The sequence below is a fragment of the Pseudoalteromonas sp. S3178 genome (assembly GCF_005886985.1).
Lineage (GTDB): Bacteria > Pseudomonadota > Gammaproteobacteria > Enterobacterales > Alteromonadaceae > Pseudoalteromonas > Pseudoalteromonas carrageenovora.
Genome location: NZ_PNCW01000024.1, coordinates 35,224 through 50,416 on the forward strand (window position 1 = coordinate 35,224; position 15,193 = coordinate 50,416).

Sequence of the window (15,193 nt, forward strand, 5' to 3'; positions counted from 1 at the left end):
TGCGTTAAGCCTTTTAAATAAGCGCCACATGGCTTCTTTGTTACAAACTTCTTAAAACCAATTTGCACAATGAAATATGAATGAGGGTAAATGAGAAGACAAAGCTTCGTGAATCGAGTTACGAATATATCTAGCCTTTTGCCACCTCCTGTGCAGCGCAGTGGCTCAAAGCCTATTTGTGGATGATTTCTTAAAACCTTGTTGCATTGAGAGAAGGCTGAAATGTGAATCAGGGGAGTTTCAATGAAACAGCCAAATAAAGAGCCGGTTAACTATGTGTAACCGAAGCAGATTACTTAAAAAGCTCCCAAGACTAGAACCGTTGAGTTAGTGTGTGATTGATCCTATATCAATTAAACGGTCTGCGGGTTGATTACGCAATACTTGATTGCTGCCATCACGCCAAGTGACACTAATCTCCTTGATGTTAGTATCATTACCTAAGCCAAAATGGGCAATATTCATTAAGCTTTGTGAGTGGCTTGCACTGTGTGAACCCACAACTTGATATTGCGTTGCTTGCTCTGTACGTATTTGAACTTTTGCACCCAATGGATCAATATCTGTTTGTGAATACCCAACGCGTACTAAGCTAAAGTGTTTATCAGCCATGGGCGTGGTGTTTTTATATAAGTGCCAACTGCCGTTGTCATCATCACCGCTTAACAGATCGAGTTTACCGTCATGGTTATAATCAAATGCAGCGCCCATATCGCCATGAGAGTCTTGATTTAACTCGCTGGTGGCTGAGTTTAATAACTGGCTAGTAAAGTGGTTATTGCCTTGGTTAATTAATAAAAGATCGGCAACCCGCTGCTTTAAATGACCAAATCGATAAACAACAAAGTCGACTAATGTATCGTTATTAAAATCACCCGGCACAACTCCCCAGTTATTATCAATGGTTTCAGTTGGCAATTGCGACGATATATCAACGAAACGGCCGTTGTCGTTACGCAGTAAAATATCGTTCAATGCAAGATTTTGCGGTGCCCATGGTGTTTTATAATCTAAGACATTTTTAAATGAAGCACGTACATCCCAGGCTAAGTCATCGGTTAAGTGCCATTCCACACGCCATTGATTATTGCCTAAATAACCAATGTACCAACCGGTGTTAGTAATAGACTTGGCAAAACCTTGTGCTTGCTCTGGATTAATCTCGTATTCATCTGATGGCGTTGAAATTTGAATTTGTTGTTCACCTAAATATACGGGCATTGCCGCCATTTTTTTTCCGCGGGGAAAATGATAAAAATCACTTAAAATCAAATTTCCTTGTGTGGTGAGGCTTAGTCCGTCATGACTTTCATTACCTTCGTCTCTCAAGTCTAAACGTTTTAGTTCGTTATTATAGGAAATACTATTATTTGCAATGCTGTAATGCAGCTTACCTCTGGCTAGGTAGTAGTCCATATCGCCATCGTTATCGATATCTGCATGCGCTAGAGTCAAAGTGCCTGTTGTTTCAAGCCCTTTAGGTAATATTTGAGACGTTACATCGGTGAAGGTAAAGTCATTATTTCCTTGTAGAACAATCAAAGGGCTATAGCCATTAAAACCGACAATATCCGGAATATTATCGTTGTTAAAATCAGTGACTAACACACGTTCACTATTTAAGTTTTCAAATACGGGGGAGGGGTGATATTCAAATGTGCCGTTACCGTTATTCGCAAACAAAATATTACGCGGAGTATTCTCAGTCACCATTTTCTCAGCGTTAACTTGCATAAAGTCCAAGTCGCCATCGTTATCAAGGTCAACCCAACGCACCGAGCGGCCACGTGCGCCCATTTTTGATAAACCAGCTTCAACCGTATTATCTTCAAATTTGCCATTATTGTTTTTAAGTAATCGTTGTGGTTGAGGCGTGGTTCCATTTCCGCCTCCTAGGGCAATAAGTACGTCGAGATCACCATCGTTGTCGTAATCACCGGCCGACATCCCATGAAGATCTGCTCGTGGAAAAATATCATCTTGTAGTGTGTATGTGTTATCGCCATTTGCAATAAACAACCGAATAGCAGTGGTGTCGTGATTTGTTAGTAGTAGGTCATAATGACCATCACTGTTTATATCTGCAATTGTAGGACCGCCATACTTCCAATTTTTTTGTGTTATTAAACCTGCTTGTTCAGATACGTCAGAAAAGACTACGTTGTTATTTGTTTTAATACTGGGCGTGTGTGTTTGTATGTTTTGACTGCATCCCGCTAAGTTTAGAGCGCTGATAATCACTACGCTAAGCGCGGATTTTTTATTTTTAATCATTATTGTCCCTCTTTATATTGTGTTAATTGTTAACAATATGGGCTGGTATTAAAACATACAAGTAAATTTTAGTAACTATTCTTAATGCTTTTTAACGTATTGGCTTTTGCGATCTAAAGTTACATTAAATTTTGATAGTGGCTTTACATACAACATATCTAGGTGTAGATTGTTAACAATAAACATATAAAAGTATGTAAATACGTTTTTATATTCCTCGTATCAGCGTTGTTTTTAATGATGCATTACTGGGCCAGTATTTAATTAAACATTATTGAAGGTATAAAAAATATGCAAGCTGCACAATATATAGGTAATAAGTCATTTAATGTTGTTGAAGGCACATCAGTTAAGCCTCAAGCAGGCGAAGTTAGGCTAAGTGTTGGATACGTTGGAATTTGTGGTACAGATATGCACATATACCACGGCGTAATGGATCAACGTGTGTCTATTCCGCAAACAATTGGCCATGAAATATCAGGTGTTGTTGCAGAAATAGGTGAAGGAGTAGAAGGCTTTGCTGTAGGCGAAAACGTGGTAGTACGTCCATTAGATTGGTGTGGTGATTGTCCTACGTGTAATGCAGGGCATACGCATATTTGTCAAAACTTAAAGTTTATGGGAATAGATACGCCAGGAGCCTTTCAGTCAAGCTGGACAGTTAAAGCGCGTACTTTGCATAAATTACCAGCAGGTGTTGACTTAAAACAAGGCGCATTAATAGAGCCGTTATCGGTTGCGTGCCATGATGTACGACGCTCCCGCTTACAAGCGGGTGAGAAAGTGGTTGTACTTGGTGGCGGGCCAATTGGGCAATTAGTTGCTGCGGTTGCTAAAAGTGTTGGTGCAGAAGTACTCGTGTCTGAGCCTAACGAAAGCCGCCGTGCTTTTGCCGATGAGCTAGGTGTTAAATCGGTTAATCCCATTGAAGAAGATTTAGCAGCCTATGTAGATAGCTGGACGCAAACAAAAGGCGCAGACGTAGTTTTTGAAGTATCTGGCGTTAAACCTGCAATTGAGGCTATGACACAAATAGTTGGACGACGTGGTCGTATTGTAATGGTGGCTATTCATAGTACAAAACCAGAAATAGACTTATTTAAGTTTTTTTGGAAAGAGCTAGAGTTGTTAGGGGCGCGTGTATACGAAGCGGCAGACTTTGATTGGGCAATAGAGTTAATTTCATCGGGCCAAATAGATCTTAAACCTTTTATTAGTTCGGTTAGTTCGTTAACTGATATTGGTAGTGCATTTGCGAGTATGGATGGAAATCCAGAAGGCATGAAAGCGCTTGTTGAATGTAATCCACAAGAATAAAAAATTATAAAGGTTTTAAAATGAATAATATGTTAGAAAAATTTAGCTTAGAAGGCAAAGTAGCCCTTGTTACAGGTTGTAAGCGCGGTATTGGTAAAGGTATTGCACTAGGTTTAGCACAGGCTGGCGCTGATATTATTGGTGTGTCTGCAAGCTTAGAGCTTGAAGGCTCAGAAGTAGAAAAAGAAGTTAAAGCCCTTGGCCGAAACTTTAAGGCCTATCAATGTGATTTTAGCGATCGTGATGCGCTTTATTCTTTTATTAAAGATGTTAAAAGCGATTTTCCTAAAATTGATATTTTAGTCAATAATGCAGGTACAATCTTGCGTGCTCCAGCGGCTGAGCATGGTGATGATTTATGGGATAAAGTGATTGAAGTTAACTTAAATGCTCAATTTATTTTAAGCCGCGAAATAGGCAAACAAATGATAGAACATGGCGAGGGTAAAGTTATTTTTACAGCTTCTTTGCTTACCTTTCAAGGTGGTATTACAGTACCAGGTTATGCAGCGAGTAAAGGCGCAATTGGCCAATTGGTTATGGCGCTTTCTAACGAATGGGCAGGTAAAGGCATTAATGTAAATGCGATTGCGCCAGGTTACATTGATACCGATAATACTGAAGCATTACGTAATGACGAGCAGCGAAGTGCAGCTATATTAGGTCGTATTCCACAAGGCCGATGGGGAAACCCTGATGACTTTAAAGGGCCTGCTGTATTTTTAGCATCTGAAGCGGCTAGTTATGTAAATGGCGCTATTTTATTGGTTGATGGCGGATGGATGGGGAGATAGTTCGATGAACTTCCATAATAATGTAAATTTTATAAACGGTGAATATGTTGCGTCTAAAGCAAGCGGCATCATTGAAATACTAAGCCCCTCTACGGGTAAAAAAATTGGTGAAATACCAAAAGGCTGTGCAGACGATGCACAATTTGCGCTTGAATCTGCGCAAGCTGGTCAAAAAAAATGGGCTAAATTAACAGCCAGAACACGCCAAAACATATTGCGGGAATTTGCTAATAAAATTCGTGAAAACAAAAATACGCTTGCACCAATGCTGGTGGCAGAGCAAGGCAAATTGTTATCAGTTGCTGAGATGGAAGTGGATGTAACTGCTACATTTATTGATTACGCATGCGACCATGCGTTAACAATTGAAGGCGATATTTTACCTTCAGACAATGATGACGAAAAAATATATATTCATAAAGTGCCACGTGGCGTAGTTGTGGGCATTACTGCGTGGAATTTTCCGCTGGCATTGGCTGGTCGTAAAATTGGACCTGCGTTAATTACAGGTAACTCTATTGTACTAAAACCAACCCAAGAAACGCCTTTAGCAACTACCGAGCTTGGCCGTTTAGCAAACGATGCAGGCATTCCAGTAGGTGTGTTAAACGTGATAAATGGCTCAGGCTCTGTTGTTGGGCAAGCATTGTGTGAAAGTCCAATAACTAAAATGATCACCATGACAGGCTCTACTGCGGCAGGTAAGCAAATTTATAAAACTAGCGCAGAATACATGACACCTGTAATGCTTGAACTTGGTGGTAAAGCACCAATGGCTGTAATGGCCGATGCTGATCTTGATCAAGCTGTTGAAGGCGCACTTTGGGGACGCTTTGCTAACTGTGGCCAAGTATGTACTTGTGTTGAGCGTTTATATGTTCAAGAGTCTATTTACGATGCGTTTATGGCTAAATTTATACCCGCTGTAAAAGCACTGCGTGTTGGGGATCCTATGAACCCAGATACACAAATGGGGCCTAAGTGCAATCAACGTGAAATAGATAATATTGACCACATTGTTCAACAAAGTATTAAGCAAGGTGCAAGCATTGCCACTGGTGGTAAAGTGGCATCTGTTGCAGGTTTTGAAGGCGGCTGCTGGTACGAACCAACGTTACTTGTAGACGTTAAGCAAGATAACATTGCGGTGCACGAAGAAACTTTTGGTCCAGTACTCCCTATTGTAAAAGTTAAAGATATGGACCAAGCAATACAGTACTGTAACGACAGTATTTATGGCTTAAGCGCATATATATTCACTCAAAACTTTTTTGATATTAATAAAGCCATTAACGAATTAGAAGTGGGTGAGGTATATATTAACCGCGGTATGGGTGAGCAGCATCAAGGTTTTCATAACGGCTGGAAACAAAGTGGCTTTGGCGGTGAAGACGGTAAGTTTGGTTTAGAGCAATATCTTGAAAAGAAAACCGTTTACTTAAAAGAAAAATAATATGATAAAACAACAATCTCCCTGGGTAGCTGATTTATAAATAACAAAGCCGATAATTATCGGCTTTTTTTTGCTCATAAATTATTTTATATTTATGCTTATATCACCATTAGGTTTACAGCAGCACAGCTGTATTTCTCCCTCGCGTACAAACGCAAGAGCCTCTTCGTTAGATTGTGAGTCCAGTTATAATGGTTTAACACTTGGGTACTATTTTATACACCTTATAAATACTGCTTATTACTAATAGTTTACTTTATTGTATATGCTAAAGACTCAGCTTGTTACTCTTTGCATCATATCTTGATTGGCTGCTTTTTAAATAAAGGGTGTATTACTGGGGTTAATTCTTCTAAATATGCGTTCACAACTTATGTAATAAACGCATTAAACTTTCAAGCATCAACAGGTGCAGCCATATCTCGTATATAGATGTTTAATTATTAACTTTGAGCTTATTATGTAACCAATCTAAATGCTTAGTAGGTGGGCTTTGTGTATGTATTTCGAGGTAGCTGTAAGGAGGGTGTACAAACTGAGCGTTTTGTTTATGTGGCGCACTGGCATTTAGATAGAAAATTTTTACCGTCTGCATTTACATATTTATAAGTAGGTCTTGTTTTGAAAGTCTTTTATTTTATGGTACGCAAATAAGCTCATAGATTTATCTTGACAGTTTAATAATTTACCAGACCAGTTATTTACACATTTATATTCAAATATTAGCATTCAAGTTTCACAGCTAAGAAGAATACAGCATGAGTAAGAGCCGCTGTAAACCTTAATATCGTGTAAAGAGTGGATTAGGACGTCAGTTTTTTTCAGCTGCTTTTTTGTATTTGAAATAGCTTATTAAATAAACTGCGATTGGAATCGTTGGGCTTAAAAATATATGAGGGTGAAAATATGTACCATGTTCATCATATAGAAACAAATATAACACGACCGCGAACGTTGAAGGTAAGGGGAAGATGATTGCACCGTGCCCAACAGCAGCAAATAGAGTCCACGAGAAAACACTTGGCCAAAGCACTGCTCTGATGTAAGCACCTTTATTAGTCGCTTTAGCTTTTTTAGCGTAATTACGTGAAACAAAATAAGATATTAACGTTGGAAACAAAGTTAAAATGATACTCAGCAGTATAAGCATAGTGATTCAATTCCTTTTGATATTATTTGCATAACCCAGTTTTCACAATGTGTTAATTGGTTTGAGTTAATACCGTTTTAAAAGCAGCAATTTGCTTAATTTCATCAGCTGTTAATGCTTGATATAACCTAGGATAGGACCAACCATAGCCCCATCTGAAAGTCGATGGTATATAAGGGCTGCCACCAAATCGAACTCCAGCAAGCATAAGGTTCGCTATACTCGTTTCACCGGCTTCAATAACACACTGTTGCAAGGCTTTATCTGCTTCTAAGCGTTGCCAATAAGTGCCACCTTGCCAGTAGGCGTAGTCGTGCTCTTTACAACATGCAAGCCACAACTTTTTATCTTTTGTGGTGCCATCCGGAAAAGCACTGCAGCCATCTGATGTGAACGGTTTTATATTTTCAGCATTTGCTATATTACTTAATATGACCAGTAAGACAATGGGACTGAAACGCATTATTTTCATGCGAAAGAGTGTATTAGTAAAATTATACATGATTTTAAGTGTTACTATTTTAGTTACAAATAATAACACTTTAAAAAGTATAAGAAAGGTTTTTACTGTTTATAGACCGGTTATGCTTATATGATAATTTTGATTGAGAGCTTTTTGTTTAGATACTCTATGCATTCTATTTTCTTCGCTAGTTGCGAGGTGTTTATACTAAAAGTGCTGGTTAAAAAATTTACTACAATATTAGATTAAGGTTTACACATGGTGTGTTGCATTTCTACTTTAGGAGAGGAGCTGTGTTAGAACAAATAGAAAATTGGATTGACGCTACAAATTTAAAATACAGTAGTCAAAAAGTGAGTTGTGATAAATTCAGTAACGAATTTTATGGGTTTTATCCCACCGAGTTTTTAAAAAACGCATATTACGTTGTCGTAGACCAAATACCAAAGCCAGACTTTGCGAGTTTACGAGAAGTGGGCCTAGGTGATTTTGTCGATACGGACGCGGCGGGTATAACGTATAAAAATACTTATTATATACTTCCCCACGTCGCTACTAATTTAAGGGTTCATTTTCATGAACTTGTTCATGTTGCGCAGTGGCTTGAGCTAGGCGCCGACGCATTTATGCTTCGTTACATAAGTGAAATTCAGCAGTGTGGTTATCATAACGCACCACTTGAGTTAATGGCTTATGGGCTTGATGCGCATTTTACTAATGCAGGAAAGGGAATTAACATCCCAAAACATGTCGCTAAGACACTATGAGCAAACAGTTTTAAAAGGACGTTATATGACTCGGTATCATCTATTTTTATTTACACTTATATCTTTTACTAGTGGTGCTAATACGTTTGATGAAGACATAGCCGACGCTTTAATTGATAGAACAACTCACAATATTACCTATAATGGTGCTTATTATTCGATTGCCTACCCAGGCGGCGATGTGCCTAGTAATATTGGGGTGTGTACAGATGTAATTATTCGCGCTTACCGCCAACTTGGTGTCGATTTACAAAAAAATGTACACGAAGATATGCAAGTACACTTCACCCAATACCCGTCAAAGCGAATATGGGGGTTATCAAAACCAGATAAAAATATAGACCATCGCCGTGTTCCAAACCTTCAAGTGTATTTTCAAAAACATGGTGCTGTGTTAGCTAAATCTACAAACCCTAAGGATTACAATGTAGGGGATATAGTTACCTGGATGTTACCCGGTAATTTACCGCATATTGGTATGGTTGTTAGTGAAAGCTCAGGTGAAGGCGATAACCCACTAATTGTACACAATATTGGTCGAGGGCCTGAAAAAAGCGATATGTTATTTGCCTACCCAATCACCGGGCATTACCGCTACGCAAGCGAGCATTTTATTACTAACAATTAAAGCGCTTTATTTTATATTTATGCTTATATCACCACTAGGTTTACAGCAACAGAGGAGTATTTCTCCCTCGCGCACAAACGCCAGTGGCTCTTCGTTATATTCCACGTTACCAGAAACTAATGTTGCTCGACAGGCACCGCAATAGCCTTCGCGGCATTGATACGCTACGTCTATTTTTTGGGATTCTAAGCACTGTAAAACTGAAGGGCAGCCAGTGGTAAATTCTATACACTGGCTGTTATCTGCAAGCGTTATGCTTGCAGTGGGTTTGTCACTCATTATAAATCAAAGTCACCAAATTCTGAGGCATCTACTTGTGAATCAATTTGACCAACAAGGTACGAACTAATTTCAGCTTCTTGTGGTGCTACTTGCACGTTGTCTGATACAAGCCATGAGTTAATCCATGGTATAGGGTTGCTGTTGTTATCAAACTGAGCAGGTAGGCCAATAGCGGTCATACGTGCATTAGTAATGTATTCAACATACTGACATAAAATGTGTTTGTTTAAACCAATCATAGAGCCATCTTTGAATAAGTACTCTGCCCATTCTTTTTCTTGCTCTGCGGCTTCTACAAACATTTTAATAGCTTCTTCACGACACTGCGCAGCAACAATCGCCATTTCTGGGTCGTCTTTACCATCTTGCATAATATTTAAAATATGCTGAGTACCCGAAAGGTGAAGTGCTTCATCACGTGCGATTAGCTTGATGATTTTAGCGTTACCTTCCATTAATTCACGTTCAGCAAACGCAAACGAACATGCAAAGCTAACGTAAAAACGAATTGCTTCAAGAATGTTTACCGACATCATAGCAAGGTAAAGTTTCTTTTTAAGTTCGAATAAATTAACAATAACTGTTTTACCGTTAATCTCGTGTTTGCCTTCGCCGTATAGGTTGTAAAGCGATACAGAATTAATTAAATCATCGTAGTACGTTGTTACCGCGTCAGCACGCTCGCTGATTTTGTCATTACTCACAATATCATCAAAAATAAGCTCTGGTGATTGCGTTACGTTACGAATGATGTGCGTGTATGAGCGGCTGTGAATTGTTTCACTAAATGCCCATGTTTCTATCCACGTTTCTAATTCTGGAATAGATACAATAGGAAGTAGGGCAACGTTAGGCGATCGCCCTTGAACACTATCAAGCAATGTTTGATATTTTAAGTTACTTAAAAATATGTGCTTTTCGTGATCTGGTAATGCTTGGAAATCTAAACGGTCTTTACTTACATCTACTTCCTCAGGACGCCAAAAGAAAGACAGTTGCTTTTCAATCAACTTTTCGAAAATAGGGTATTTTTGTTGATCGTAACGCGATACGTTTACAGTTTGGCCAAAAAACATTGGCTCTTGCATTTGGTTATTATGATTACGGCTAAAAGTAGTATAAGACATGTTTATCACTCAAAAAACTATCAGAACAAAGCGGGCTAAATGCCCGCTTAAAATTAAAATCAGCAACTATATTTTACACGCGCCGCCTGCACAATCGTCATCTTCGACTTCTGGCGTGTCGTCTTGTGCATCAGATGCACCATCGCGCGTATTATGGTAGTACAAGGTTTTAACACCTAATTTGTAGGCGCCTAGTAAGTCTTTTAATAAGACCTTCATAGGTACTTTACCACCTTCGAATTTGTTTGGATCATAATTAGTATTGGCCGAGATAGTTTGGTCAATAAATTTTTGCATTATGCCTACAAGTTGCAAGTAACCATCGTTTGATGGAATATCCCACAATAGCTCGTAATTATCTTTCAAACGTTCGTACTCAGGTACTACTTGCTTCAAAATGCCGTCTTTACTTGCTTTAACGCTAATGTGACCACGTGGTGGCTCAATACCGTTAGTTGCGTTAGAAATTTGCGACGATGTTTCTGATGGCATTAACGCACTTAGTGTTGAGTTACGCATACCGTGCTCTTGAATGCTCGCACGTAGTGAATCCCAATCTAGGTGAAGAGGTTCATCACAAATTTTGTCTAGGTCACGTTTGTACGTATCTGTTGGCATAATACCTTGAGAGTACGTTGTTTCGTTAAACTTAGGACATGCACCACGTTCTTTAGCAAGCTCATTAGACGCTTTCATTAAGTAATATTGAATAGCTTCAAATGTTTTGTGAGTTAGTGCATTTGCGCTGCCGTCTGAGTAACGCTTACCGTTTTTAGCTAAGTAGTATGCGTAGTTGATTACACCTATTCCTAACGTACGACGACCCATCGTGGCATTACGTGCAGCCGGTACTGGGTAGTCTTGGAAATCAAGTAAGTTATCAAGTGCACGTACTGCAAGCTCAGCGAGTTCTTCAAGCTCATCAAGTGACTCAATGGCACCTAAGTTAAACGCAGACAGTGTACAAAGAGCAATTTCGCCTTCTTCGTCGTTCACGTTATTTAATGGCTTAGTTGGCAATGCAATTTCTAAACATAAGTTAGATTGGCGAATTGGCGCCACTTTTGAAATAAACGGGCTATGCGTATTACAGTGATCCACATTTTGTAAGTAAATACGACCTGTGCTCGCACGCTCTTGAGCAAACATTGAGAAAAGCTCAATTGCTTTAATACGCTTTTTACGAATTGAGTCGTCTTGCTCGTATTTAATGTATAACGCGTCAAACTCGTCTTGGTCTTCAAAGAAGGCGTCGTAAAGACCTGGTACGTCTGATGGGCTAAATAACGTAATGTAGTCGTCTTTAATTAAACGAGAATACATTAATTTATTAAACTGTACGCCGTAATCTAAGTGACGAACACGGTTGTCATCTACACCACGGTTATTTTTAAGTACGAGTAGGTTTTCTACTTCTAAGTGCCAAAGCGGGTAGAACAATGTTGCTGCGCCGCCGCGTACACCGCCTTGTGAACAGCTTTTAACTGCTGTTTGAAAGTGCTTGTAAAATGGAATACAACCGGTGTGATATGCTTCGCCGTTACGAATATGGCTACCTAGAGCACGAATACGACCTGCGTTAATACCAATACCCGCACGCTGAGAAACGTATTTTACAATAGCTGACGACGTTGCATTGATTGAATCAAGGCTGTCGCCACATTCAATAAGTACACAAGAGCTAAATTGACGAGTAGGCGTACGTACACCCGACATAATAGGCGTAGGCAATGATATTTTGAACATTGATACCGCATCGTAAAAACGTTTGATGTAATCAGTACGTGTTTCACGTGGGTAGTCAGAGAACAAGCTCGCGGCCACTAAAATATATAAAAACTGTGCACTTTCGTAAATTTCACCCGATACACGGTTTTGAACTAAGTATTTACCTTCAAGCTGTTTTACTGCTGCGTAGCTAAAGTTAAGATCGCGAGAATGATCTAGGTATGCATCTAACTCGTCAAGCTCTTGCTCTGTGTAATCTACAAGTAAATGAGCGTCGTAGCGTTTGTCTTCAACCATTTTTGTTACGTGGTCAAATAAACGTGGTGGCTCAAACTGGCCATACGCTTTTTTACGTAAATGGAACACGGCTAAACGTGCCGCTAAGTACTGGTAATCAGGCGATTCTTTTGAAATCTGATCTGCAGCTGCTTTAATAATGGTTTCGTGAATATCTTTAGTACGAATACCGTCGTAAAACTGAATGTGTGATTTTAATTCAACTTGCGAAACCGATACGTTTTTTAAACCTTCGGCGGCCCATTCAATAACGCGATGGATCTTATCCAGATCAAGAGGCTCTTTACGCCCGTCACGCTTGCTTACAGATAACTGTTGGTTCATTTGCCTGTATTCCTTGGGGATTATGTATTTTGACCAATGCCTTATACCTTGCAATAGCAAGGTACATACTCATTTATTATAAGTTTCACCGTATTGGCGAATTTAATTGAATAACATTTGGCCACAATATCTGGTGTTGTTCAATTTAGAGATCACAAGATAGTGTGGTCTGAGTTGTTTTGCAAGGGACATAATTGCCCCTGTTTGTGGATAACTTTGGGATAACGTAATTGTGTTAGTAGACACTCACCTTCGAACAATCATTTAAGTTGAAATATGTAAAAATCAACTAATGATCTGCTAAATTTACGCAATTTGAAAATAAATTTCGACTGGTTTTTTTATCATCAAGCTTTGCGTAAAAACTAACACAATCACAATATATAGTGTTTAATAATTAACATGGCACTATATATGGCTTTAACGACCTATCTAAGTTAATTGTATAATGTTCCTGATCCAATGCTTTCAAAAATAAAAAGCATAATTAGAGGTAAGAAATAGAAATGGGCTAAAAGATAGCCCATTTAAGTTTAAGCAAAGAGCATGCTGCTCAGTGTAATAATTTTAAAAATACCTATTACCACACTCTCTGAAATTTCTATAGATAAACTGAACTTCAATTTTAGTTATCCTAAATCTGAGTTTAGTCACTTGCCGATAATATAAGAATAAGATACGCTCAAACTTCCAAACTTGGACGCTTTCCTAATTCCTAAAATATTAGCAAGTGTCTTTACTAGCATCATATTCATTAACTTTGAATATGATGCTAGTCCCTCCACTCAGTTGAAATATCGATCCCATCAAAGTGTTAAGAAAACTTTAATGTGGTCTGAGTTGTTTTGCAAGGGACATACTTTCCCCTGTTTGTGGATAACTTTGGGATAATGTAATTGTGTTAGTAGACGCTCACACTTAAATGACAATTAAACTATGAGCGTTTAAAAAGTAAACTAATGTTCTGCTTAATTTACGCATCTTGAAAATAAATTTCGACTGGTTTTTTTATCATCAAGCTTTGCGTAAAAACTAACGCAATCACAGTATATAGTGTTTAATAATTAACATGGCACTATATATGGTTGAATCCATCAATCGGACTTTGCCAGTTAAAGTTGGCATTCCAGCTAACAGCTTCGTCAATGCTAGGTACATAGCCCCAAAGTGCTGTGGCGGTATGCATACCTGCAGCTTTGCCTGCTTGAATGTCACGCTGTGCATCGCCAATGTACAAGCAGCGTTTGGGGTCTACCCCCATCAGTTTTGCACTATGTATAAGTGGTAAAGGCGAGGGTTTAGCCTCAGCTAAAGTATCGCCACTGATCACAACACTTGCATCTTTTAAAGCGGGAATAGCAGCCACTAAAGGATCAGTTAAAAAACCGGGTTTGTTAGTCATGATCCCCCATTTGATCTTTTTATGCGAAAGCGCAATAAGTAGTGATTCTATACCAGAAAAACAAACGGTTTGATTTGCTATGTTTGCAGCATACTCATCAACAAGCTGTTTAATAAGTGTGCTTTGTGCTTGCTCAGGCCATAACGCTTTAAAACCAGCTTCTAATAATGCACCTGCACCGTTAGAGGCAGCAGGGCGATAAACATCGCTGGTTACTTCATCTACGCCTTGCGAGCGAAGTACAGCATTCAAAGCTGCGCCTAAATCATCTGCGGTATCAAGAAGCGTACCGTCTAAGTCAAATAAAAACGCATCGTAATTTACAAGTGAAGTGGGGGTTTGAGAGCCAGCCATTAAGCTAACTTCTCAAAATGAAGTATGTAATTAACGCTTACATCTGTATTTAGTGTGTATTGCTTTGAAAACGGGTTATAAGTTAATCCAGCACTTGCACGCACTTTTAATCCAGCTTGCTCTGCCCATGCGATTAATTGCGCAGGCTTAATAAACTTTTTATGGTCGTGCGTACCTTCTGGTACCATTTTTAGCAGCTTTTCTGCGCCAACAATGGCATACAAATAAGACTTAGGGGTTTTATTAAGGGTAGAGAAAAAAACGTCTGCGCCTGGCTTAGCAAGGTCTGCTACAGCATGAATGATAGAGGCAGGGTCGGGCACGTGCTCTAACATTTCCATACAGGTTATAACGTCGAAGCGTTCAGGATGCTGTGACGCAAATTCTTCGGCAGGTACTTTTATGTAATCTACATTTACACCTGTTTCTAAACTGTGTAATTTAGCAATAGTTAAGGGCTCTTGCCCCATGTCTATGCCTGTTACGTTTGCCCCCATACGTGCCATACTTTCGCTGAGTATACCGCCACCGCAACCTACGTCGAGTGTTTCTTTGTCGAATAGGCCTCGAGTTTTATTAGCTATAAAGTCTAATCGTAATGGGTTAATTTCGTGAAGAGGTTTAAACTCTCCGTCTTGGTCCCACCAACGCTCTGCGATGGCTTCAAATTTTGCTATTTCTGCGTGATCTACATTTTGATGTTCGGTCATAAAGTACTTCCTCGTCAATCTGAGGCCATTATATAGGGCTAAATTGATAAATCGCAAAGTTTTGCGCCTGTAAATCTAAATTAATTGTGATAGCATGGTCACTTAGAAATAATAACAAATACT

12 protein-coding genes and 1 pseudogene are annotated in these 15,193 nt (G+C 39.1%); 5 read left to right on the forward strand and 8 right to left on the reverse strand.

From position 1 onward, the window contains the following. Positions 1-327: 327 nt before the first annotated feature. A complete protein-coding gene (locus CWC11_RS06465; RefSeq protein ID WP_138682041.1) occupies positions 328-2,274 on the reverse strand; it encodes a CRTAC1 family protein in 1,947 nt (648 codons plus the stop codon). Between the two features lie 291 nt (positions 2,275-2,565). Here CWC11_RS06465 and CWC11_RS06470 point away from each other — a divergent pair, with 291 nt between their 5' ends. The 3 genes from CWC11_RS06470 to aldA are packed head-to-tail and all read left to right on the forward strand — an operon-like array spanning position 2,566 to position 5,838. Continuing rightward, positions 2,566-3,591: a zinc-dependent alcohol dehydrogenase gene (locus tag CWC11_RS06470; RefSeq protein ID WP_138682042.1), complete on the forward strand. Its 1,026-nt coding sequence runs from the start codon at positions 2,566-2,568 to the stop codon at positions 3,589-3,591. Between the two features lie 29 nt (positions 3,592-3,620). Beyond that, entirely contained in the window at positions 3,621-4,385 is a 765-nt protein-coding gene (locus tag CWC11_RS06475) for a 2,5-didehydro-3-deoxy-L-galactonate 5-reductase (protein ID WP_138682097.1), read from the forward strand. A gap of 4 nt (positions 4,386-4,389) precedes the next feature. Further along, positions 4,390-5,838, forward strand: coding sequence for an aldehyde dehydrogenase (gene aldA, locus CWC11_RS06480; protein ID WP_138682043.1), 1,449 nt, complete (start codon positions 4,390-4,392; stop codon positions 5,836-5,838). A gap of 81 nt (positions 5,839-5,919) precedes the next feature. Here the strand turns inward: aldA and CWC11_RS23560 are convergent. Then, positions 5,920-6,009, reverse strand: a pseudogene (locus CWC11_RS23560) (class I ribonucleotide reductase maintenance protein YfaE); the annotation flags it as partial. 1,031 nt (positions 6,010-7,040) lie between these two features. Beyond that, positions 7,041-7,451, reverse strand: a complete 411-nt coding sequence (locus tag CWC11_RS06490; protein ID WP_138682044.1) for a hypothetical protein — start codon at positions 7,449-7,451, stop codon at positions 7,041-7,043. A 293-nt stretch (positions 7,452-7,744) separates the two neighbouring features. Between CWC11_RS06490 and CWC11_RS06495 the strand changes: the two genes are divergently transcribed. Further along, positions 7,745-8,218: a hypothetical protein gene (locus CWC11_RS06495; protein ID WP_138682045.1), complete on the forward strand. Its 474-nt coding sequence runs from the start codon at positions 7,745-7,747 to the stop codon at positions 8,216-8,218. A 25-nt stretch (positions 8,219-8,243) separates the two neighbouring features. After that, a complete protein-coding gene (locus CWC11_RS06500; protein ID WP_138682046.1) occupies positions 8,244-8,846 on the forward strand; it encodes a DUF1287 domain-containing protein in 603 nt (200 codons plus the stop codon). Between the two features lie 6 nt (positions 8,847-8,852). On the opposite strand, the gene yfaE is transcribed toward CWC11_RS06500, so the two are convergent. The 5 genes from yfaE to ubiG all read right to left on the reverse strand — a co-directional run bounded on the left by yfaE (position 8,853) and on the right by ubiG (position 15,070). After that, positions 8,853-9,125, reverse strand: a complete 273-nt coding sequence (gene yfaE, locus CWC11_RS06505) for a class I ribonucleotide reductase maintenance protein YfaE (RefSeq protein WP_138682047.1) — start codon at positions 9,123-9,125, stop codon at positions 8,853-8,855. After that, complete coding sequence (nrdB, locus tag CWC11_RS06510; RefSeq protein WP_138682048.1) at positions 9,125-10,255, reverse strand: class Ia ribonucleoside-diphosphate reductase subunit beta; 1,131 nt, start codon at positions 10,253-10,255, stop codon at positions 9,125-9,127. The genes yfaE and nrdB overlap by 1 nt, the downstream gene beginning before the upstream one ends. Positions 10,256-10,321: 66 nt before the next feature. Then, positions 10,322-12,604 (reverse strand): class 1a ribonucleoside-diphosphate reductase subunit alpha, encoded by a 2,283-nt coding sequence (gene nrdA / locus CWC11_RS06515; RefSeq protein WP_058549112.1) that lies wholly within the window; start codon positions 12,602-12,604, stop codon positions 10,322-10,324. A gap of 1,075 nt (positions 12,605-13,679) precedes the next feature. Further along, the gene (locus tag CWC11_RS06520; protein WP_138682049.1) at positions 13,680-14,360 is read right to left on the reverse strand and encodes an HAD family hydrolase; all 681 of its coding nucleotides are present in this window, start codon (positions 14,358-14,360) and stop codon (positions 13,680-13,682) included. Beyond that, positions 14,360-15,070 carry a bifunctional 2-polyprenyl-6-hydroxyphenol methylase/3-demethylubiquinol 3-O-methyltransferase UbiG gene (ubiG, locus tag CWC11_RS06525; RefSeq protein WP_138682050.1) on the reverse strand — a complete coding sequence of 237 codons (711 nt, stop codon included), beginning with the start codon at positions 15,068-15,070 and terminating at the stop codon, positions 14,360-14,362. The genes CWC11_RS06520 and ubiG overlap by 1 nt, the downstream gene beginning before the upstream one ends. Between the last annotated feature and the right edge of the window lie 123 nt (positions 15,071-15,193).

Excerpts from the sequence above, each read along its gene's own strand:
- CWC11_RS06465 (WP_138682041.1), bottom strand. The coding sequence starts at position 2,274 with ATGATTAAAAATAAAAAATCCGCGCTTAGCGTAGTGATTATCAGCGCT.
- CWC11_RS06520 (WP_138682049.1), bottom strand. The coding sequence starts at position 14,360 with ATGGCTGGCTCTCAAACCCCCACTTCACTTGTAAATTACGATGCGTTT.
- nrdB (WP_138682048.1), bottom strand. The coding sequence starts at position 10,255 with ATGTCTTATACTACTTTTAGCCGTAATCATAATAACCAAATGCAAGAG.
- aldA (WP_138682043.1), top strand. The coding sequence starts at position 4,390 with ATGAACTTCCATAATAATGTAAATTTTATAAACGGTGAATATGTTGCG.
- CWC11_RS06475 (WP_138682097.1), top strand. The coding sequence starts at position 3,621 with ATGTTAGAAAAATTTAGCTTAGAAGGCAAAGTAGCCCTTGTTACAGGT.
- yfaE (WP_138682047.1), bottom strand. The coding sequence starts at position 9,125 with ATGAGTGACAAACCCACTGCAAGCATAACGCTTGCAGATAACAGCCAG.
- nrdA (WP_058549112.1), bottom strand. The coding sequence starts at position 12,604 with ATGAACCAACAGTTATCTGTAAGCAAGCGTGACGGGCGTAAAGAGCCT.
- ubiG (WP_138682050.1), bottom strand. The coding sequence starts at position 15,070 with ATGACCGAACATCAAAATGTAGATCACGCAGAAATAGCAAAATTTGAA.
- CWC11_RS06490 (WP_138682044.1), bottom strand. The coding sequence starts at position 7,451 with ATGCGTTTCAGTCCCATTGTCTTACTGGTCATATTAAGTAATATAGCA.
- CWC11_RS06500 (WP_138682046.1), top strand. The coding sequence starts at position 8,244 with ATGACTCGGTATCATCTATTTTTATTTACACTTATATCTTTTACTAGT.
- CWC11_RS06470 (WP_138682042.1), top strand. The coding sequence starts at position 2,566 with ATGCAAGCTGCACAATATATAGGTAATAAGTCATTTAATGTTGTTGAA.